At 40.1% G+C, this 21,389-nt stretch carries 20 protein-coding genes; 11 read left to right on the top strand and 9 right to left on the bottom strand.

What is annotated here, in order from left to right; genetic code table 11:
* Window positions 1–16 precede the first annotated feature (16 nt).
* Window positions 17–1,231, bottom strand: coding sequence for a DNA repair exonuclease (locus tag MHI58_RS04960; protein ID WP_045034855.1), 1,215 nt, complete (start codon window positions 1,229–1,231; stop codon window positions 17–19).
* 173 nt (window positions 1,232–1,404) lie between these two features.
* Between MHI58_RS04960 and MHI58_RS04955 the strand changes: the two genes are divergently transcribed.
* On the top strand, window positions 1,405–1,593 hold the full coding sequence (locus MHI58_RS04955) for a YhzD family protein (RefSeq protein WP_024719988.1): 189 nt from the start codon (window positions 1,405–1,407) through the stop codon (window positions 1,591–1,593).
* Between the two features lie 35 nt (window positions 1,594–1,628).
* On the opposite strand, the gene MHI58_RS04950 is transcribed toward MHI58_RS04955, so the two are convergent.
* The gene (locus MHI58_RS04950; protein WP_080673864.1) at window positions 1,629–2,444 is read right to left on the bottom strand and encodes an enoyl-CoA hydratase; all 816 of its coding nucleotides are present in this window, start codon (window positions 2,442–2,444) and stop codon (window positions 1,629–1,631) included.
* Window positions 2,445–2,579: 135 nt separating this feature from the next.
* Here MHI58_RS04950 and MHI58_RS04945 point away from each other — a divergent pair, with 135 nt between their 5' ends.
* From MHI58_RS04945 to MHI58_RS04935, 3 genes are all read left to right on the top strand, one after another.
* On the top strand, window positions 2,580–2,906 hold the full coding sequence (locus tag MHI58_RS04945; protein WP_234710318.1) for a potassium:proton antiporter: 327 nt from the start codon (window positions 2,580–2,582) through the stop codon (window positions 2,904–2,906).
* A gap of 64 nt (window positions 2,907–2,970) precedes the next feature.
* Window positions 2,971–3,468: a cation:proton antiporter regulatory subunit gene (locus tag MHI58_RS04940; RefSeq protein ID WP_017366937.1), complete on the top strand. Its 498-nt coding sequence runs from the start codon at window positions 2,971–2,973 to the stop codon at window positions 3,466–3,468.
* A 3-nt stretch (window positions 3,469–3,471) separates the two neighbouring features.
* Entirely contained in the window at window positions 3,472–4,695 is a 1,224-nt protein-coding gene (locus MHI58_RS04935; protein WP_045034854.1) for a cation:proton antiporter, read from the top strand.
* Window positions 4,696–4,731: 36 nt separating this feature from the next.
* On the opposite strand, the gene MHI58_RS04930 is transcribed toward MHI58_RS04935, so the two are convergent.
* The 5 genes from MHI58_RS04930 to MHI58_RS04910 form a co-directional block, all read right to left on the bottom strand.
* The gene (locus tag MHI58_RS04930) at window positions 4,732–6,006 is read right to left on the bottom strand and encodes a lysine N(6)-hydroxylase/L-ornithine N(5)-oxygenase family protein (RefSeq protein ID WP_045034853.1); all 1,275 of its coding nucleotides are present in this window, start codon (window positions 6,004–6,006) and stop codon (window positions 4,732–4,734) included.
* Between the two features lie 75 nt (window positions 6,007–6,081).
* The gene (locus MHI58_RS04925) at window positions 6,082–7,581 is read right to left on the bottom strand and encodes a coproporphyrinogen III oxidase (RefSeq protein WP_045034852.1); all 1,500 of its coding nucleotides are present in this window, start codon (window positions 7,579–7,581) and stop codon (window positions 6,082–6,084) included.
* 113 nt (window positions 7,582–7,694) lie between these two features.
* On the bottom strand, window positions 7,695–8,561 hold the full coding sequence (locus MHI58_RS04920; RefSeq protein ID WP_008348923.1) for a Cof-type HAD-IIB family hydrolase: 867 nt from the start codon (window positions 8,559–8,561) through the stop codon (window positions 7,695–7,697).
* Between the two features lie 446 nt (window positions 8,562–9,007).
* Entirely contained in the window at window positions 9,008–9,364 is a 357-nt protein-coding gene (locus tag MHI58_RS04915; protein ID WP_008348927.1) for a YlbF family regulator, read from the bottom strand.
* Window positions 9,365–9,486: 122 nt separating this feature from the next.
* Window positions 9,487–10,620, bottom strand: coding sequence for a DUF445 domain-containing protein (locus MHI58_RS04910; protein WP_024719981.1), 1,134 nt, complete (start codon window positions 10,618–10,620; stop codon window positions 9,487–9,489).
* Window positions 10,621–10,834: 214 nt separating this feature from the next.
* On the opposite strand from MHI58_RS04910, the gene MHI58_RS04905 reads away from it, so the two are divergent.
* From MHI58_RS04905 to MHI58_RS04875, 7 genes are all read left to right on the top strand, one after another.
* Entirely contained in the window at window positions 10,835–11,941 is a 1,107-nt protein-coding gene (locus MHI58_RS04905; RefSeq protein ID WP_045034850.1) for a YheC/YheD family protein, read from the top strand.
* Window positions 11,898–13,256, top strand: coding sequence for a YheC/YheD family protein (locus tag MHI58_RS04900; RefSeq protein ID WP_045034849.1), 1,359 nt, complete (start codon window positions 11,898–11,900; stop codon window positions 13,254–13,256). The genes MHI58_RS04905 and MHI58_RS04900 overlap by 44 nt, the downstream gene beginning before the upstream one ends.
* Before the next feature lie 145 nt (window positions 13,257–13,401).
* Entirely contained in the window at window positions 13,402–13,611 is a 210-nt protein-coding gene (locus MHI58_RS04895) for a YheE family protein (RefSeq protein WP_008348933.1), read from the top strand.
* 20 nt (window positions 13,612–13,631) lie between these two features.
* Window positions 13,632–14,507, top strand: a complete 876-nt coding sequence (locus MHI58_RS04890; protein ID WP_045034848.1) for a helix-turn-helix domain-containing protein — start codon at window positions 13,632–13,634, stop codon at window positions 14,505–14,507.
* Between the two features lie 138 nt (window positions 14,508–14,645).
* Complete coding sequence (locus MHI58_RS04885) at window positions 14,646–15,752, top strand: ABC transporter ATP-binding protein (RefSeq protein ID WP_008348937.1); 1,107 nt, start codon at window positions 14,646–14,648, stop codon at window positions 15,750–15,752.
* Window positions 15,753–15,978: 226 nt separating this feature from the next.
* On the top strand, window positions 15,979–16,182 hold the full coding sequence (locus tag MHI58_RS04880; RefSeq protein ID WP_008348940.1) for an alpha/beta-type small acid-soluble spore protein: 204 nt from the start codon (window positions 15,979–15,981) through the stop codon (window positions 16,180–16,182).
* Window positions 16,183–16,466: 284 nt separating this feature from the next.
* A complete protein-coding gene (locus tag MHI58_RS04875; protein WP_008348943.1) occupies window positions 16,467–17,084 on the top strand; it encodes an NAD(P)-dependent oxidoreductase in 618 nt (205 codons plus the stop codon).
* 126 nt (window positions 17,085–17,210) lie between these two features.
* Here the strand turns inward: MHI58_RS04875 and MHI58_RS04870 are convergent, their stop codons facing one another.
* Complete coding sequence (locus MHI58_RS04870) at window positions 17,211–19,226, bottom strand: ABC transporter ATP-binding protein (protein WP_045034847.1); 2,016 nt, start codon at window positions 19,224–19,226, stop codon at window positions 17,211–17,213.
* Window positions 19,223–20,980 (bottom strand): ABC transporter ATP-binding protein, encoded by a 1,758-nt coding sequence (locus tag MHI58_RS04865; RefSeq protein WP_024719974.1) that lies wholly within the window; start codon window positions 20,978–20,980, stop codon window positions 19,223–19,225. Before MHI58_RS04865 ends, MHI58_RS04870 begins: the two co-directional genes overlap by 4 nt.
* Between the last annotated feature and the right edge of the window lie 409 nt (window positions 20,981–21,389).

The raw sequence follows: 21,389 nt of genomic DNA, 5'->3' as shown, positions 1-21,389 counted from the left end.
CATGCCTCTCCTTCTCTCATAAATGCTTCAGCTGTTCTGCCAGCAGCCTTTGTGCCTCTTCTTTAATATCGATCTCGTCCTCTTTTGTAAAAGCTCTTCCTGCCTTTCTATAGGTTGGATGACGCTTGATCGGTGAAAGCAGCTCATCATACGCATCAAACTCGGCAATTTCTGCTGTTAGTTCTGTCAAAAAAGAATCTTCTGGATAGACGGCATCTTCATGTGTCCGGCAGTCAATCGACATCACCCAAACGAACAAGTCTTCATCTTCCTCCTGTTCATGAAGAACAGCCATCAGCTCCTCAAGCACTTCAAGCTGCGTGAGCTCCATATAAGCAGGAGCATCGCCAGTTAGTTCGATTTTCACAAAATGAGGAACACCTCTCTCTTTCAGTCCACTCATCTTTTTGTCCACAAGTATCACAAGATCGGTCATATGAGCGGTATGTGTGATATCTATTGTCAATGTCTCAAAGATGACATCTGAACAGCTCATAAACTCCGCTCTTTGAGCATCTTCAGATAGGTAAACGACATAACAGCCTTTCTCTCCTGTTTCTTTTATATGTCTTCCTTGTACGTTTCCAGGATAGATCACCATTGGGTCTTCATGCAGAAGAGCCCGCTTATGAATATGTCCAAGCGCCCAATAATCAAAATCCCGCGCTAGAAGCTGCTGAAGCTGAAATGGTGCATACGCATCATGCCCTTCTTGACCTGCTAATGTGCCGTGAAGCATTGCAATATGATAGGGGGCATCTGTTGTTTTTTCATAATAAGGTGTCATATTTTCATGGACAGCTCGATCTTTGTAGCTGAACCCGTAAATACTTGCCACAAGCTGACCTTCTCTATAAAAGGCTTGCTCACTTGGCGTACTGCTCAAAAAAACGTGAACATTCTCTGGCCACTCAATTGGTGTCCATTCACCACCTAAATGATCATGATTACCATAAATAATAAACACTTCAATCCCGTGTGATTGTAGCTGAAGAAACTGATTTCTTAAAAAAAGCTGTGCTTTTAGGCTGCGATTCGATTCGTCAAATATATCTCCGCTCAGCAGCATAAAGTCTACTTCTCGATCAATTGCAAGTTCAAACATGTTCTTGGCACTTTGAAATGTACTTTCTTTCAACCTCTTAAAAATTCGGTTCGGTATATTGGACATTCCCGCAAACGGACTATCTAAATGAAGATCTGCGGCATGAATAAAAGTGAGCTTCGTCAAACGTCTATCTCCTTGTACGTTACTGTAGTTGTCCATATTTTATCACGCCGTTTTTACGAATGCACGTTCTATCGCTCTCATTCTAAAAAACACATTTTTAGGGGTGAAAAAAAAGGTTTTAACTTCCTCCTTGTATAATTCATTAAAAAACAAGAAGAAAGGGAAGATCAGTGATGGAGAAAACCTACTATTTGACTGTATTTGATTCGTCAGGTGAAACCTTATTAAACGAAAAAATCACCACAGATAGTGATGAAAAAGCAAAAGAATTAGGACGTCATCGTTTAATCGAACAACAATACACAAAGCATTCTCACCGGCTCGTAAATGATGCAGGTAAACTTCTTTTATTTGAACGTTAAAAAAGCCGGCATCCGCCGGCCATTCATTCTTCTATTTAATGAAACACAGGACGTCTTTTTTCCAAAAACGCTTGAACACCCTCCTGATGATCACGGCTTTGTCTCAGTCTAGCTTGTGCAGCACGCTCTTTTTGAAGAACGGCTAACAGCTGTGATTCTGACTGCTGAAAATAAATCATCTTTGTTTCAACAAAGGCTTGAAGCGGCATATTTAAAAATGGCTTGACGCACGCTTTTTGATACGTATCCACCTCATCTTGAAACACGCCGTCTGCAAGACGAAGCTTGAGCGCTTCTTCAGCCGGCAGCTTTTGTCCGCTCCAAATCAATTGTTTAGCGGTTTGTTCACTAACTCTTTTGGTGAGGAAAAAATGCCCTCCGCCATCTGGGATTAACCCGATTCCATTAAAGTTCATGGCAAGTTTAGCATCTTGATGCATAAACAAATAGTCACAGCTAAGGGCAAAGCTAAAAGCAAGACCAGCCGCTGCCCCGTGGACAAGTGCAATCGTCACTTTTTTCATACTGGCTAAAGAAAGTGTAATTCCCTCGATCAAATCCATCACGCGATGAAAATCTTCTTCACGATCTTGCTTTAGCATCATGCCAATATCTCCGCCTGCTGAAAACCCTTTGCCCATCCCCTTAAGAACAACAATTTTCGCACTGCTCTCACTCGCTGTATCACACGCTTCCTTCAATTCAGCAAACATGTCAACATGAAACGAATTATACGCTTCAGGTCTATTGAAAACGATTTCAAAAATATCCCCATCTACCTGACAATTAATATATGTCATCATCCATTCCCCCTCTTTCTTTTCAAACTCATGACTTACTTCAATTTCCATCAAGCAATTCCTTTTCCTCTACATAAAAAATTTCAAGATCAACTGATACTAAAATAAGCATAATTGTTGAAACGAGAAATATATTTTTATATAGTAAAATAAGAAATAAAACATCATATGAAAGGGGGAGAATGATTGATAAGAAGTTCCATATGTATATTGATTAGCTGCATCGTCATGTTTTCTCCCTTTTCAAATGTCGTTTTTGCTTCACAAGCAGAAGCGAGCACACCGAGCCTGATTTCTCCATCGATTTATGATGAAGAAATCAACGCTGTGAAGACACCTCCATTTTCAAAAAAACATGCATCATCTCTTCTGTTAAAACAGAGGTTATCAATGGGCGCTTCAAAAGCTTTTCTTGTAAAGCTTGCACCAGCCACAGCGTTATCCATTGATTTATGTTTTTTAGAAATGAAGTGTGCAATCCCCATTATGTACCAATCAAATTACCTCGACTGATTCATTTTATTTCATCCGTACTCACTATATGAAAAACAAAACCTATCATATTCGGAGGGATAAAATGAACATTAAAGAAAATGATCTTCCTGGGATTGGAAAGAAATTTGAAATTGAAACGAGAAATAGAGAAAAGATGACGATTGTGATTCATGATGATGGCAGACGGGAGATTTATCGTTTCGACGATGAAGATCCAGATGAAGTACTGTCCACCATTTCTCTCGATGATGCTGAAGCCCGGCAAATTGCTGCCATTATTGGCGGTATGGTGTATAAGCCGCAAGCACTTGAAACGATTGAAATGGCGTTCAATGATTTGATCATTGAATGGTTTAAGGTAGAAAAAGACGCAAAAGCGGTTGGACATACACTCGGCGATTTAGATGTGAGACAAAATTATGAAGTCACCGTCATTGCGATCATTAAACATACAAATGAAAAATTACTCAACCCCGGTGCCGATTCGATAATTCAAGCAAATGATACGATGGTCATTTCAGGCGAAAGAAAACACTTGAAGCGATTGATACGTGATTTTCTTTCTAGAGGGGGAGAGTGATGAATGGATCATTTAGTCTTTGAAGTTGGAACGGCGCTTATTCTCATCGCCATTGCCAGCTTAATCGCCAATAAAATTAAATTTTCTATCATTCCTTTTCTCATTGTCCTCGGGATGATTGTTGGTCCGCATGCACCAACCATCGGGATCATTGATTTGAAGTTTATCGAGAGCACCGAGATTATTTCGTTTTTTGGTAGAATGGGTGTCCTGTTCCTTCTATTCTACCTCGGGCTTGAGTTCTCTGTCGGCAAACTCATAAAATCGGGTAAATCCATTGCAGTCGGCGGATCTATTTATATTTTGATCAACTTTAGCTTAGGATTGCTTTATGGGTTTATCACAGGCTTTGGATTCCTTGAAGTTCTCATTATGGCAGGCGTTATCACCATTTCATCCAGCGCCATTGTCGCCAAAGTCCTTGTCGATTTAAAACGGACAGCGAACCCTGAAACAGAGTTAATTCTTGGGATTATTATGTTTGAGGATATTTTTCTCGCCGTCTATTTATCTGTCGTATCCGGTCTTGTCCTTGGAGATGCCACGTCCGTTGGCGGTGCCTTATTATCTATTTTAATCGCTTTTGGTTACATGATGATTTTCTTTATCATCGCACGTAAGCTGCCAAAACTATTAAACAAACTATTCGATATCCGTTCAAATGAAGTATTTATCATTGTCATTTTTGCCGCTTTGTTCTTCGTGGCTGGTTTTTCAGAGACGATTCATGTCGCAGAGGCCATTGGCGCTCTCTTACTAGGTCTTGTGTTTTCAGAAACAGAGCACTCAGACCGCATTGAACATCTCGTTGTTCCTTTTAGAGATTTCTTTGGCGCCATGTTCTTCTTCAGCTTCGGATTGAGTATTGATCCATTTACATTAGGAGATGCCTTCTGGCTTGCGATCGGTGCTGTCATTCTCACTTTAATTGGGAACTTCACCGCCGGGATGTTTGCTGGAAGAAGAGCCGGTTTCTCTCATAAAGCTTCTTCTAATATTGGATTAACCATCGTATCAAGAGGAGAGTTTTCCATCATTGTAGCCGAACTTGGGATTGCAGGCGGGCTTGCCGCTACATTGAAGCCATTTGCTGCATTATATGTATTAATCCTTGCGATTTTAGGACCGCTAGTGACGAAAGAATCAAAGCGTATCTATCAAATCCTAAACAAAATCTTCAAATGGCAAACTGAAAAACCGAAAGTAAAAAGAGAAACAACCATTTAATTGAAAAGGGCCCTGTGCTGGGGCCCTTTTTTATATCTATTCAAATTGCTGAAATGCTGTTTCTTGCTTCACTTGTTCTTTCGTATCCCCGCGAATGGTTTGGATGACTTTCTGATTGCGGTAGATCGATAGTTTTAAATTGGTCGCCGCTGTTCCATGAGAGTGATCGAGGTTCGTGAATGTAAAGAAATGATGAAACCGTTTGTCTTTAAACACAAGCCTGAAGTCGTCTGTCACTTTAAAATGCTCATCGCTCTCCCATTCAATCAATGGTTCATATGCGCTAAACCATTCCGGAATATTAGGCGTATATCCTGTAGCCAATACCACATGATCGGCTGTCATTTTCTTTTCTTTCTTGAGCTGCCATTGTTTCAAATGCAGCTCTAACTGCTGCTCATCCTCCATATGTATTGCTTCAAGCTCAGTCATTGGCTGAATGAGTACAGAAGGCTCTTCACCTGAAACGGAGCGATGGTACAATTCCTGATAAATACGAGAAAGCGTCGATGCATCTATGCCATTCCTTAATCCTGCCAGTCTAGGCAATGTGTTCATCCGTTCTTCATAAGGAAGGGAATGAAAATATTCAACATACTTAGGTGTAAATAGCTCCTGACCAAGCTCCGCTGTCTCTAGTTCTCTAAATTCACTTGAACGTGTAAACCACGAAAGCTGCTGTCCTTTCTTCTGATGCTGAAGCAGGTCTAAGAAAATTTCAGCTGCACTCTGACCTGAACCAATCACCGCCAACGTTTCAGCTTCATGAAGTTCTTTTTGTTGATCCACATAACGGCTGCTATGGGTCACATGCGGCACCGCAGCTTCTGGCACATCGACAGGAATCATCGGCTTGCTTCCAGTTCCAAGGACGACATGCTTTGCACGATATTCAGAAAGCGCCCCATCTTTCAACCGCCTAACTTTTACAAGATACCCGTCTTCACAGTCGGTCACTTCTTCCACCTTCATCCCGAACTGACAGCTATCTAATTCACCTGCAACCCATGATAAATACTCATTGAATTCTCTCCGGGGGATATCAAATTGTTCAAATGTATAAAATCGGTGAAGCCTGTTTGATTCATGTAAATAATTTAAAAATGTATACTTGCTCCTTGGATTAGCCATTGTCACAAGGTCCGCTAGAAAGGAAACTTGTAAGTCCGTTCCTTTGATGAGCATACCAGGATGCCAAGCAAATTCGGTTTCCTGTTCAAAAAAACAGCATGTCACATCTTCATACTCCTCTAATAAAGCGGCCAATCCTAAATTTGCTGGCCCAATCCCAATTCCGATCACATCCATCATATGTACACCTGCTTTACCTTTTTACCCCCTATATACCCTTTTACAAATGAAAAAAACACTGCGTCACCGCAGTGTTTACATGTGAGAAACAAATAATGACTCAAGAAACTGAATCTTCTCTTCCGTATAGTGCTCATAACGATCATTATAAGACTTTGGATCTTTTGGATTGGCATACTGCGTAATTTTTCCGGTTCGCGGATCAATGAATTTACTCGCAGCGCCGCATCCAATGCCAATGATCGTCTGCACCTCTTCCATAATGATAATATTATACAAACTTTCCTGTCCATCTAACGAATACCCGACATTTTCGAGATTCCCCAAAATGTTTTTTTGTCTGTATAAATAGTACGGATGATAGTCATGTGCCTTTGTCCAAGCAACCGCTTCATCCATCATACGTGTGATCTCTTCACGGTCTGCCACTTGATACTTTTCCTTATTGCGGGTCATTTCAGACGCTCTCTTAAAGGAAAGGGTATGCACCGTTAAAGATTCAGGCTTCAGTTCTTCTGTTTGCTGCAAGGAATGTTGGAATTCCTTTAGCCCTTCTCCTGGCAGCCCGATGATTAAGTCCATGTTAATATTATTCATACCATACTGCCTTGATAAATGATACTTTTCAATCGTTTCTTCCACACTATGGTGCCGGCCAATCGCTTTCAATGTTTCATTCTCATATGATTGCGGATTGATACTAATCCGGTCAATATGATAACGGTTGAGCACTTCCAGCTTATCAGGTGAAATCGTATCAGGTCGACCCGCTTCTACAGTGACTTCCCGAATATGTTTCACATCTGGAAAAGAGCGATACATCTCCTCATACAGCAAATCCATTTCTTCTGCTGTAATACTCGTTGGAGTACCTCCGCCAAAATAAACAGTCGTCACTTTAATCCCATGTTCCTTTAACCATTCGCCCATTTTTTGCATCTCATAATGCAGCCCAAAAAGAAACGTTCCCACTCTTCCAGCTTGTCCTTGAATGGCATAAGCAGGGAACGTGCAATAAGCACATTTTGTTGGACAGAAAGGAATACCGATATAAATACTCACTTCCTCCTGTAGATCGTACAGATCTGGAATGGCTTTGATTTGACGATCAACAATCTCCTGCATCAAATGGATCTTTTCATCATGAATCAAGTAATCGCGCTTTAACGCTGCATGTGCTTCTTCCTTTGTCATGCCTTCTCTCAGCATCTTATGAAGTAATTTCGTAGGGCGTATCCCCGTAAGAATCCCCCATTTTTGCGTCATTCCTGTATATTCCTGAAGCAGATGTAAATAAACAGACAGCACAGTGTTTTTGATTTGCTTCCAGCGCTCTTTATCGTTCAAGCCCTCCGGCATCTCTCTTGTAAAACAACTCGTCATATCTGTTCCAGCGATATGGCCAGAAGCCTCCACCATACCGCCAGTTTCTTTCCAATCAAACACCATGACCAGGCCATCGTTCGCTTCACCTGAATCAAACAGCACTTCACTATCTTCCTCGAATAAATTGGCTATATTGACAAGCGGTCGATGAAATCGTTCATTAGACAGCCCTTTAACTAAAATTCGCATCATATCACCTTTATCTTCAAACTTGTTTCATTTTACAAAATTCATCTAGGAAAAGCAATGAAGAGAACAGACGAAGGCCCTGCCATTTCTTAATAGACAGGGCCTTCACTATATTATCGTTTAATATCAAATTGATGTAAAAAACCTTCCCTTTGCTGCATTCTAAAGTATTCTTTGATCATATAAGCAACACCCTGTTCATCATGAGAACGTGTCACCCAATCGGCTTTACGTTTGACCGAATGAGGTGCATTCCCCATCGCAACGCCTAAGCCAGCTAACTCAAGCATCGGGATGTCGTCTGTCCCGTGACCGATCACGACCGTATCTTCTAATGTAAAACCTAGTGCTGAAGTTAAAAGAGAAAGTCCTGCTTCTTTCGATACCCCTTTGCATACAATGTTCATTTTCTCATCACTGATCTTAATCAGATCAACAGATGGGAATGCTTGTTGAATGGTTGTGTGGATTTCAGGCTGAAGTGCTGCCGTCGAATACACTTCAATGACAGGTGTGCTAACCGGTTCATCCATGAGCATATCACTTAATGATTCAACAAATTGAACGGGATAGAAAATTGGATCAGACGGATGAATCAACGTTTTTCCCATCAGTTGAGACTGTGTTTTTTTCCGATTGCCGATTGAGAATTTTTCATGTAACAAGCGAACATTACAATCAAAGCTTTCAAGGATCTGCACAAGATTAAATGTTTTCTCTTCCGTTAATTTCTTCACATGGAGCGGCTCATCAAGCTTATCAGCGATAAATGCACCACTATGCGTCACAAGAGTTGAAGTTGGTATTTTCAACGCCTTGGCAATTTTTTGTGCAGATCGAAAATGACGGTTGGTGACAATCGTCACGTAAACCCCTTTTTTCTTAACATATTCCACAGCTTCTTTTGTAGCGGAATGGATTTTCCCATTGGAACGAAGCAACGTTCCATCTATATTGAGTGCAAGTAGCTTTTTTGACACTGAGGCATCCCCCTTCTTGATGACTGTACTTACGATGAGGATATGCCCTAGCTTAGCGCTTTAGAACATGCAGTTGAAGCAGCCCTTGTTTTATGCCTCAATCGCAAATAAAAAAAGCCTACCCCTAGGCTTTTTTTTATGTATGGTTTGGATGCGTAACAATGGCGTGATGAAGCTCCCCATGATCCCCTCATCTTTCACACACCAAAGCATTGCTTATATCATATCCCCTTATGCTTTGCTTTTCTCCCAGAAGCGCTTCTCTCTCATTTGGCTCATCGCCGTAAATCCAAAGTGGAACGCACCCAATTCATCACGATAGCGCTTTTTGAAAGCACTTTCAATAAGTATTATCGCAGAATTTACGAGCTTCGACAACCCTTTTTTTAAAGATATACAAGCGGCGATATGAATGAAAAAAAGGGCGAATATGATCGCCCTTTCAATTAATTTTCTTCAGTATTTCCATAAAGCTCTTCAAGAGGCTTCATGATAATTTTATTTAATTCACCGATGAGAACACTTACGCGTTGTTCTGCTTCCATCAACTGAGAGATTTTATCGTGCTGCTGCACAAGTGCAACCGTTTTTTGCGCTTGCTCTACTTCTTCTTGTGTAATCTCTTGACCAGTCATTTGTTTTTGTTGAAGGTTTACTTGAATGTCACGGAAGTTCTCAAACATTCTTTTAGAGGATTCATCCCCGTTTACCTCATCATAAAGATTTCTTAACGCTGAATATTCTTCGCTATGACGCAGTGCTTTTTCAAGGTCATATGCAACATCATAAAGATTTACAGACATGTTATGTCTCCTTTCTATCCGTTATCACCGATATGGATCGGCGGACACCACTCCACTATAACAAACTATGGCTTTCGTTTCACATATATACAATAAATTCATCGAAATTTCTCGATCTTGCCTTAGAATAAGGTGACAAAAATCGCTTGGACAGCACCGATCAATCCACCTAAAAGACCGCCTAAAAATGTGATCATCTTCAGCTCCTTATTAGATATGCTGATCACAAGCTCTTCCATTTTTTCAAGCGGGAAAAGTTCAATTTGTTCACGAATAATTTCTTCAAATTGGAGCTTTGCGAGCAGTCCCTCAAGCGCATTAGATGCGGCTTCAATCCCTTTATCAATGAGAGATGGAGCAAATTTGGTCTTAAGATCATCCGCTACTGCACTGATGTAAACTCCTACTGGTCTATCTAACAGCACCTTTGTAGAAAAATGTGAAAGCAATTGCTTTTTCACACTAAATAGAAGCTCTTTCACATTCCATTTTTCATCAAGCTCATGTAAAGAAAATTGCTTTACCTTGTCCCATTCTTGAACAAGTAAATCTGATAAAAACCTTTTTGTCTCTGCATTCTTTAAGAACTTCATCATTTCAGGATGCACGCGATCAATTAAGCTTGAATTCCCTAAAAACATTTGGACCATACTGCCAAGCATTCCTCGTTCTTTTAAGAAATCATCTATCATATGACCGAGTCTTGCTTTTCCCTCATCACTTTCAAAATAATGAATGCCTCTCTTTAAAATATAATCTGCGGCATCTGGAATTTTTGATGCAAGCTTATTTTCTACATCCTGTGGCAACAGCTCAGACAATGTTTGCTGATCATACTTTTCAAGCAGTGAGTGGAGCTTATGATCAGTCCACTGATGAAGCCATGCGTCAGCTTTAACGTCAGCCTGTGAAAAACCGTATTTTTCTAACATGGAGAAAACCGTCATTTCCATATCAGCACCTTTATCAATATATCGGTGCACTGTCCGCAATATCTCTTGCTTTGCCTCTGATGATTCAAATCGTTTTTTAATACCCTCTGGCGTTAGTAAATGCTCCATCACCATGACGCCAACCTGCTTGGCTACTTCATCTCTTCTTTTAGGAATGAGACCCGGTGTAAATGGGAGCTGCTTCCCAAATAAATAATATGGCTTATACGGACGAAAAAGCATTTTAATTGCGAGATGGTTTGTTGCTGCCCCTATCACTGCACCTATCACAATCATAAAGATAAACGTTGTGAATATATCCAAAGTCGTCATCTACCTTTCAAACAACACCTGAAGTTTATTGTTTTTATCTATACGTATTATAGTTGTTGTCAAGAGTCCAAGCAAATGAAGCATTCAATGTGACATATGAGACAACGATCTGTCGTAATGATATAGGAACGCCAAGTTTATGTAAAATCAACAAAAAGTGTTTTTCAGATGTTAAAAAAAGAATTTGAAAAGTAGGTGTTGTTTCATGACGTCAACGCTCGGCATTGTCACTCTTTCTCCGAAGCATGAAGAAGCATTCACACATCAGCTTGCCAAAGCAGCCTCTTCTTTTGATTTAGAAGTTGTTCGTTTTTCACCTCTAGATTTAAAGCCTGCTTCAAATGTCATTCACGGTCAAAAATTTAAGACTGGCAAAGGATTTGAAGCGTCAGAATTTCAGATTCCTGACTTGATTTATGATCGTTGTCTTTATCAGCATGACGCACAATCTAAAAAAGCAAAACCTATCATGAATTGGTTAAAAAAGTATCCGAAAACCGTTTTTTTGAATACTGGAATTTCAAATAAAATGCGGCTATTCGAGCAGCTCCGTCTCCTCCCTTCTTTACAACCATACTTACCTGTCTGCTCTCTATTGACAGAGCCTTCAGACCTTCTCAACTTGGTCAGAAAGGGCGGATATTGTAAAATACAGCCGCTTTCTCAACAGCACGCAGCACCCTCTTGCTTCATTTCTTTAAGAGACAAATCACTCATTACTGTGCAGCTAAACGCTAAGCAAATCATCACCTTTTCACATTCAGCAGAGGTTGAACGCTGGTGCAAAAAGTATATCGGCCGATCTTTCCTTCAATTTTTTAACACGAATGATCAAAAAGACGTTATATTCAATGAAATTAGGATTTTTCTTATAAAAAATTCACAAAATCAATGGAATAGCATGGGGATTCATACAAAACCATCAGTAGAAAACAGCCTTTTAAGCAATACACAAAATTCCATTCATGTGGTAGCCTTTGATCACTATTTAAACTCATTAAAGCCACACATCAAGGAGCTGTTGTTAGATGATATTGCCTCCATTCAGTCATCTCTTCCAGCGTTTATAGACAAAACTTTCTCACCGTGTATTGAATTCGCTGTAGACTTGCTTCATACAAATGAAGGCAGACTTTTTATCTCAAATGTAAGATCAAAGCCAGGACGATCCTCTTTTTTAAAAGCTTATCCTGAGAAGGAGAATCAATTGATTCAGACCATACTTGAACATGCCAAATCGATGATGGCTGAAGAAAAGGAGGTTCCTTATGAAGAGAAAACGCTACATCATCGCTCCTCATTCAGCAAGTGAAAAAACAGTACATCTCCCTGCTCAGTTTAAAGAGCAGGAGGCAATTTTATCTATTGCTTTAGGTTCTTGTTTAGTAGATGATTTCACCATTTCCTATCATCATCAATCTCAAATGATTTTATTATCAGAAGACCTTTATCGCGCTTTACTCATTCCATACAAAACGAAAGCTGATGTCATATTAGTTCAACATACACTCTATATAGGACCTCTCATCGGCATTTTCACTGCAGGATTCGAACAAAATACAGCACCTTTAGGCGCAAGATCTTCCTATTTTATGAAATTGCTGCAATCTTGCAGGCAGCATGCTGGTTTTGCATATCTTTTTGGTACTCATTCTATCGATTGGGATAAAGGAATAGTGGAAGGTTTGCTTTACCAAGAGGAGCGCTGGGTAAAAAAGCAGATGCCCCTCCCATCCGTTGTTTATGACCGACTGCCTAATAGAAAGGCTGCTCAGTCGGCATTCATTCAAGAAACAAAACGAAAACTCACTCAAGACTACGATATCCCTTGGTTCAATCCTTATTTTTTTAATAAATGGGACATTCATGAGCAGCTATTAACAGATGAAAACACAAGCTCTTTCTTACCACATTCCATACGATTAGATCCTTTTGATGCTTTAATTAAAATAGAAACACTCCTTCATCTGCATCATGTCATTTATTTAAAACCAACAAACGGCAGTCACGGAGACGGTATTTATCAGTTAAAGAAGGCGGAAAACGGGATCACTGTCTGCTCAAATAAAGGGAAATCCACTTCATATCATTCCGTAGACCATTTCGTGAAAAAACTGCGAAAAGATTGTGCAATTCACGACTTGATTGCACAACAAGGCATTGAGCTTCTTCAAATAGACAATCAACCAATGGATTTTAGAATTCATACGAATAAAAATAAGTATGGTCATTGGACTGTTACAGCCGCTGCTGGAAAAGTTTCAGGAGATCACACTGTCACAACCCATCAACTGCATGGTGGTTCAGTAAAAACACTATATGATATCTTTCCTGATGCAGAGAAACGTTTGAAGGTTTTGCAAGAGCTCTCTGATACTGCCCTCGCACTTAGTCGTGTGATAGATGAAAAAATGCCCGGTCTGATTGGCGAAATTGGTTTTGACTTAGGTATTGATCACTTAGGTGCTATCTGGATGTTTGAAGCCAATTCTCGTCCAGGCCGCGAGATTTTTCTGCATGCACCATTGAAACACTCAGAATGGCTGATTGGGAAAAGAATCGTTGAATACGCATCTTACCTAACACAAATGGCTCTTACTCCTATAGACCATGCAAACGCCTACTGATGTTTTCTTTTCATGTCTCTGAAATCTGTGCTTTCCCTATGCTCTTTTCATCAGATGAGATACAATAAAACCAAGTTCAAGGTTGTTTCCGTATTGTCGTGTGTATTTATTGTTTCATCAATAAAAGCAAGGAGGCAATGATGATATGATTTCTCATTTTCAATGGAAACCACTCTTTAAAAAAGCGCAATTACCTGGCTGGAAAATATCCTTTTTTCATAATGGTTCACACTATGAAGGCATTTATCACAAAACGGGTGATATTGAATGGGGCTCTCAGCTTCCGCCTCATGAAGTTGAACCAACCTTAAAAGAAGAAATCCACGAATTAATGCTATTCCATGTGTATGATTAAACTGTTTAAGGAGCCTCGCCATGTTAGAAAAACTAAAACTTGTTTACGGACACCATATCATCAGTTCACCAACAAATGATAAACAAATTCTCTGGTATCAAACAGACGAAGGCGAAATTTTCGGAGTAAACAAAACGGAGCTAACAGAAAGGGAAACGCTTCTTCTCAATTCATTCCTCACACCAATTGATGTACCTCATACGCAGGAAACGGAAGAAGAACAGAAATGGTACAGCTATCTCTTTGAAAACAAATCAATCACCATCGATCAATCCGTCCGTGTTCATTTTTTCAAAATGGATCACCAAGCAGAACAAAGGCAGCAAATAAAAGAGGCTGTGAACAGCAGCCTCGAACATATTCATTTCATATGGACAGGCACTGAAACAGCTATGCTCATTCAAACAAACGCTACATCAGAAAATGGTCAACTTGAACAGCTACATGATTTGTCTCAAGCCATCACAAGTGATTTTTTAACAGACGTTGTCTTCATGCAAGGACAGCTGCATTTGCCGAATGGAAATTTAAAAATGAGATTATTAAATGAACATCAGCTCTTTTTATGGCATCTTAAGCAAGGAAAACTTAGGTCAGGGGTTGCAACATTTTATCAATGTCTACCTGCTTTCATTCGCCATGATACAGACATAGTTTCTGCTGCTATTTCAGATGCATTTATAGAAACAATCTTTGATCGGGACGTTTACCGGACTCTCACGACCTATATGCAGTGTAATTTAAATGCATCGCAGGCAGCAAAAGCGTTATATGTTCATCGAAACAGCCTTCAGTATCGGATTGATAAATTTATTGAACGGACAGGACTAGATATACGTCATTTTCAAGAAGCGTCAGCTGCTTACTTCATGATGAACCTTCTCGATCTTTCTTAAATGATCCTATCATGAGCACCTTGCCTAAAAATGAAAATAAGATGTTGTGCACGTTGTCCATTTACAGACACCCTTCCTTTTTATACACTTCATTTATAAGTAAAGCGCTTTCAAAAAAGGACTGGGAGGCTACCACCTATGGCTGAAATGATGCTGAATCAAATTTATAAAGTGTACGATAACAAAGTAACAGCAGTAGATAACTTTAATCTACATATTGAGGATAAAGAATTTATTGTGTTTGTTGGTCCATCTGGGTGCGGAAAATCAACAACCCTCCGCATGATTGCAGGCCTTGAAGAAATTTCACAAGGAGATTTTCTATTAGACGGCAAGCGAATGAATGATGTGGCACCAAAAGATCGGGATATTGCGATGGTTTTCCAAAACTATGCCTTATATCCTCATATGAATGTGTACGATAATATGGCTTTTGGATTAAAGCTTCGAAAATTTCCTAAAACAGAAATTGATGAGCGGGTACGAAACGCTGCGAAAATATTAGGGCTTGAACAATACTTAGATCGAAAACCTAAGGCATTGTCTGGAGGTCAAAGACAGCGTGTTGCACTTGGAAGGGCCATTGTGCGCGATGCAAAAGTCTTTCTTTTGGATGAACCTCTCTCTAATTTAGATGCTAAACTTCGTGTTCAGATGCGTGCCGAAATTTCTAAACTTCATCAGCGGCTGCAGACAACATTCATCTATGTCACACACGATCAAACAGAAGCCATGACAATGGCTACTCGGCTTGTTGTCATGAAAGATGGCTTTATTCAGCAGGTTGGCGCACCAAAGGATGTGTATGAAAACCCAGAGAATGTCTTTGTAGGAGGATTTATTGGCTCTCCAGCGATGAACTTTTTTACAGGAAAACTGTCTGACGGAGCCATTGCCATTGGGAATACGCACATTCGTGTACCAGAAGGAAAAATGAAAGTATTACGCAGTCAGGGCTATATCGGAAAAGATGTGATTCTAGGCATCAGGCCAGAAGATTTCCATGATGAGCCTGTGTTTATAGAGGCTTCTGAAGGAACAAAAATTGAAGCAAACGTAGAAGTGGCTGAATTAATGGGAGCCGAAACGATGCTTTATTCTTCTCTCGCTGGTCAAACGTTTATTGCACGTGTTGATTCTCGCACAGATATTCAGGCAGGTCAGACGATCCCTCTTGCCATTGATATGAATAAAGCGCACTTCTTTGATACAGAGACTGAGCTGCGCATTCGCTCAGCTGAATAAGAAGACGTTCCACAAACCATCACCATTGGGTGGTGGTTTTTTGTATGTGAAAACAACATTTACCATGTTCTTTTTCCGTATTTTTTTTTCGTAGCGAACCATAATATTTAGTACAAAGCAGTTACCGCATTGGGTTTCGCCAAGTGGCAAATGACTTGGTCATTTCGCTGGTGCGACTCCAGCAAACCCAACCAAAAAAATCTTATATAAAAAGGAGATTCACATCATGGCAAATTCTAATAGTTCAAATCAATTACTAGTTCCTGGAGCAGCGCAAGCAATCGATCAAATGAAATACGAAATCGCTTCTGAGTTTGGTGTAAACCTTGGAGCAGAAACAACAGCTCGTGCTAACGGTTCAGTTGGTGGAGAAATCACGAAACGTCTTGTATCTTACGCTCAGCAAAACCTTGGCGGAACAAAAGCTTAATTTCATATCTGGATCATAGAAGGCACCTCTTATGGTGTCTTCTTTTTTTGGTTTTATCCCTCACCGATTCCTTTTGAATTCATATGATGTATTAGAAAGGAGCGGATCTTTATGGACATTATTTCAGGTGTGAATTTTGAACTTCTACAATTTGTCGGTCTCTCTCTATTATGTGAATATGCTCATAGTATTCGGTCCTTTCATCTTTATAAAAAAAGCATGACATAAAACTGTACCATTTTAAGTTCTTTTCACTTATAGTATGTAGTGGAGGGATCGATCAGATGAAAATAGCTCTTTTCGGTGCTCATGGACGTGTAGGACAAGCATTTCTTCGTTTCGTAAAAGAAGATGATCGTTACATGGTTCGCTCGTTAATTCGGACAAACCGGGAAGAAATGCTTGCGGGTATGTTTCAAGTCACCGGCAATTCCAGAAATCAAGAGGATGTGCTTGAAACAATTAAAGGATCAGATATTGTCGTGAGCTGTCTATCAACAGATGGTGATGATACTTTATCTGTTTCAATGGAGCATATCGTACAAGCCATGAAGCAAACAGGAACATCAAGAATTATAACGATTGGTACAGCAGGGATTTTGAAAGCAAGGCAGCAGCCTGAGCTTTACCGCTTTGAAACAAATGAATCAAGGCGAACCACTTCCCGAGCTGCTAAAGAACATGCCAAAGCATTTGAAATTCTTCAATCAACTGAACTAGATTGGACAATCATTTGCCCAACCTATTTACCAGATGGAGAAGTGACACGGTCATATCGCTATGAAAAGAATTTTCTCCCTATAGATGGACAGAAAATTTCAGTTGAAGATACCGCACACTTTTTGTATCAGCAGCTAAACTCAAAAGAATTTGTGCATCAACGTGTCGGTATCGCTTATTGACCATTTAGTTCATGTAAATGATATACAACCAGTAAAAGTCGAGATCATATCATGAAGCCTCGACTTTTTTCATTGCCATGAAAAAAGCCTCTTTCAATTTGAAAGAGGCTTTTGCTACTCATCCTATCAGCCGCTCGTCACAGCTCCCTTTTGTAATTCGTACATTTGCGCATACAGTCCACCTTGCTCCATGAGCTCTTCGTGGCTGCCGCGCTCGACAATCTCACCCTTTTCTAACACCAAAATCATGTCAGCTTTCTTAATAGTAGATAATCGGTGTGCAATGACAAAAGTGGTTCGTCCTTCTTTGACGACATCCAGTGCCCGCTGAATGATTGCTTCTGTTTCTGTATCAATGTTAGCCGTCGCTTCATCTAGAATTAAGATCGCTGGATCGTATGCCAGTGCACGGGCAAATGAAATCAATTGACGCTCCCCAGAGGAAAGAGTACTCCCCTTTTCAACAACTGGTTCATCAAAACCTTCAGGCAAATGCTTTAATAGTTCTGCTGCGCCCACTTGCTTTAACGATGTTTCAATCGTTTCTCTTTTAATGTCTTCATTTCCCAAACTGACATTGGATGCGATCGTTCCAGAAAATAAATAAGGATCTTGCAGTACAATGCCCATTTGTTTACGCAGCGTTTGGCGCGACTGATCATAGATGCTTTTTCCATCAATGAGGATGTCCCCATGCTGAATATCATAAAAACGTAGCAGCAAATTCATGATCGAACTTTTCCCAGAACCGGTATGTCCAACGAGTGCCACCGTCTGACCTTTTTTCGCCTCAAAGGTGATGTTCTTTAATACATTTTTCCCTTCATTATACGCAAAGGTAACATCCTGAAATTGGACGTGTCCCTCTAGTTTCTTCTGAATTGGTTCTTCCACTTCAGTACCTGGCTCATCTAATAATCGAAAGACCCGTTCAGATGAAACCCTTGCTAATTCTAATCTAGAGAATTGATTCACAATGCCTGTAATCGGCTGGAACAAACGATTTAAATAATCGACAAATGCATAGAGCACCCCAATCGACACAATGCCCGACGCACTTAAGGACGCACCGCCAAAATACCAAATGAGTGCGACATAGGCTAAGTTCCGAAGTAGATTCACCAAGTTATGTGAAAGCAGTGAATTTAAATGAAGCATCTTTCGCTGATATCGAAAGTGATTGTTATTCAGCTCATCAAATTCTTCTTTCGTTGCTTGTTCATGTCGAAATGCTTGAATAATCGTCATTCCTTGAATGGCTTCATTTAGCTTGGCATTAATTTCACTGATGATGGATCGAATGCGATGATTGTAAACTGACGCAAACTTTCGGTAAGTCATCGACCATAGGAAAATAATCGGAACAGCCACTAAACAAATGAGCGCCAGCTTCACATTTAATAAGAACATGGCGGTATAAATGCCAATCATGTAAATGGCACTTGTGACGAAATTCGCTAGTACTGTAACATATAAATCACGAATGGTTTCTGTGTCATTCGTAATCCGCGCGACAACCTTTCCAGCCGGTAAATTATCAAAATACCGAATCGGAAGCGTTTGAATATGTTCAAATACGTCCACTCGCATTTTTTGAATAATGCGATTTGCAATACGCTGGAGTAAATAGTGTTGCCCATATTGAAAGAAAATCGCAATGACGAGCATCCCAAAATAAAATAGAACAAGCTGTACCAAACCACTGATTTCCGGCTGATAAAAAGCAAAGATTTCCTCTTTGGATAAACGCTGTACCTGATACGTCTCACGCTCGCTTCCATTTTCAATGGTGAGCTGATCCCCTTCTATTGTCCGGCTCCCGTCAAATCGAATCGGTTCATTCACAAAATAGTACCCAAATCCGACTTGCACGACATTGATTTGCTTTCCAGCTTCATTTTGATTCTGTAGCCGGTCACTTCTTATATAGTTATTTCCCTGGTAATAAACCGTTTTATCTGTTTTTTCATTTACCTCAACATACGGTTTTTCTACACCTAAAATATGATCATCAATCATTTTTTTCCCAATGAAAGGTCCTGTCAACTCAGCACCAACTGCAATGATCAGAAAGATCAAAGCAACAGACAATACTTTTTTATACAGGAGTGCATAGGCAAGAAGTCTTCTCCCTGTTGTCATGCCTCATCCCCTCCTTCCAGCTGATTTGTCAGCTGCTGACGCAGAAATTGCTCTTTATACCATCCATCTTGCTGAATAAGCGCTTGATGGGTTCCCTTTTGAACAATACGTCCTTCTTCCATGACAAGAATGAGATCCGCATGCTCTACAGCTGATAGACGGTGGGTTGTAATAAATGTCGTTTTCCCATGACGATTTTGTCTTAAATTCTCTAAAATAGCCGTTTCTGTTTTTGCATCAACTGCAGATAACGAGTCATCCAAAATCAAAATGTCTGGATCAATTAATAAAGCACGTGCAATGGAAATCCGCTGCTTCTGTCCTCCTGACAGCGCCACTCCCTTTTCTCCAACCATGGTTTCCAAGCCTTCTGGTAAAAGGCGTAAATCCTTTTCAAAGTAAGCATCTTTAATCGCTTGTGCTAATTCAGCTTCTCTCGCGTCTCTATGACCGAAACGCATATTCTCTTCTACACTTTTTGAGAAAAGGACATGATCTTGCGGAACATAGCCAATCCATTGGAACAGTTGATCCAATTCAATGTCCTCAATTGGAACACCTGAAAGCAAGATCTTCCCATCACCTGTCGGATACTGACGAAGAAGCTGTTTGACAATCGTTGTTTTTCCGCTTCCCGTTTTTCCTGTAATACCAATCGTTTGCCCTTTTCGTACAGTAAAGGAGACATCCGTTAGATTATCTTTAGAGGAAGTTGGATACCTAAATGTCACATGTTCAAATTGAATATCGCCAGGCTCTTGTAATCTTTTTGGCTTGGCTGCGTCAGTTACATCCGGTTGATAACTGAGTGTATGATTCAACCGGTCTAATGAGGCATTTCCTCTTTGCATGATATTAATCAATTCACCAATGGCAAACATTGGCCAGATCATCATCCCCAGATAGACGTTAAATGCGACAAGCTCACCAATGGTTAAATCACTTTGGAACACAAGATATGCGCCGTAACCGATACCGATTAAATAACTGATCCCCACAAGCAATTTCACCGTCGGCTCAAACAATGAATCAATGATCGCTACTCTCATATTTTTTTGAAAAACATCATCTGTCATTTCTCGAAAGCGATTCACATCTTGTTTTTCCTGTACAAAAGACCGAATCACCCGAACGCCGGCAACTGATTCTAATACACGATCATTCATATCACCAAATGCATCTTGAGCGACTGTAAAGCGTTCATGAATTTTACTGCCATAAAACGCTATCAAAATCGCCATCAGCGGCATCGGAATAATGGCCATTAAAGTTAATTTCCAGCTGATCGTCAGCCCCATCGTAAAAAAGATCATCAGCATGTAAGCAGTGGAATCGACTAATGTTAAAACGCCAAAGCCTGTTGTTAAAGCCACAGCATTCAAATCATTTGTACCTAGCGCCATTAGATTTCCGGTTTTTTTCTTTTCATAAAAGGTGGGTGTCATCTTCAGTAAGTGGCGCATTAATTTTCCGCGCATCACACGCTCCATGACATTCGCGCCGCCAAATAACTGATACATCCAAAAGTAGGTGAGCGCATAGACACTGACACCAAGTAAGCAAAAAATGGTTACGTAAAATAAGATACTGGATGTTGTAAATTGACCAGACCGAATGTCATCAACTGCTTGCCCCAGATACCTCGGTGGCAGCATTTCAAGCACATTCACAATGAGCAGCAGCGTAATGGCGATTGTATAGCGCCTCCACTCTTGTTTAAAGAACCAGCCTAATTTCACAAATACTGAAAACATGTTTGTCTCTCCTTTTAAAGCTAGCCGCTTTCTATATTTTCCTGATTGTCACCTTGTTTCGTTTTTTGAACTTTTGTCATTTGTCTTGCCTTTGGCATGTTCACATGCTTTCACTCCTCTTCATTTAGTTGTTGATGCATTCCATTATTTCGAGATACGAAATGTATACAACAAAAAAAGAGGCAACCAGCTAACTGGTACGCCTCTTTTATACATGATAAAAAGGCGCATGTTGACAAATACGCAACATACGCCTTGATTCATCCGATCAATTGGAACATACGAGTCCCTTTTCAATGACCAATGAAGGTGTAATTGTCACGTGAATCAACCCATTCATGCAGTTTGATTTCATTCTTCCAATGATGTTGCACATGACATTTCCTCCTTTTGGCTCTTGAATCTTTTT

The organism is Bacillus sp. FSL K6-2869 (assembly GCF_040869405.1).
Taxonomy (GTDB): Bacteria; Bacillota; Bacilli; order Bacillales; family Bacillaceae; genus Bacillus; species Bacillus altitudinis.
Note: the sequence above shows the minus strand (reverse complement) of the source record. Positions and strands in the feature narration are given on the sequence as shown.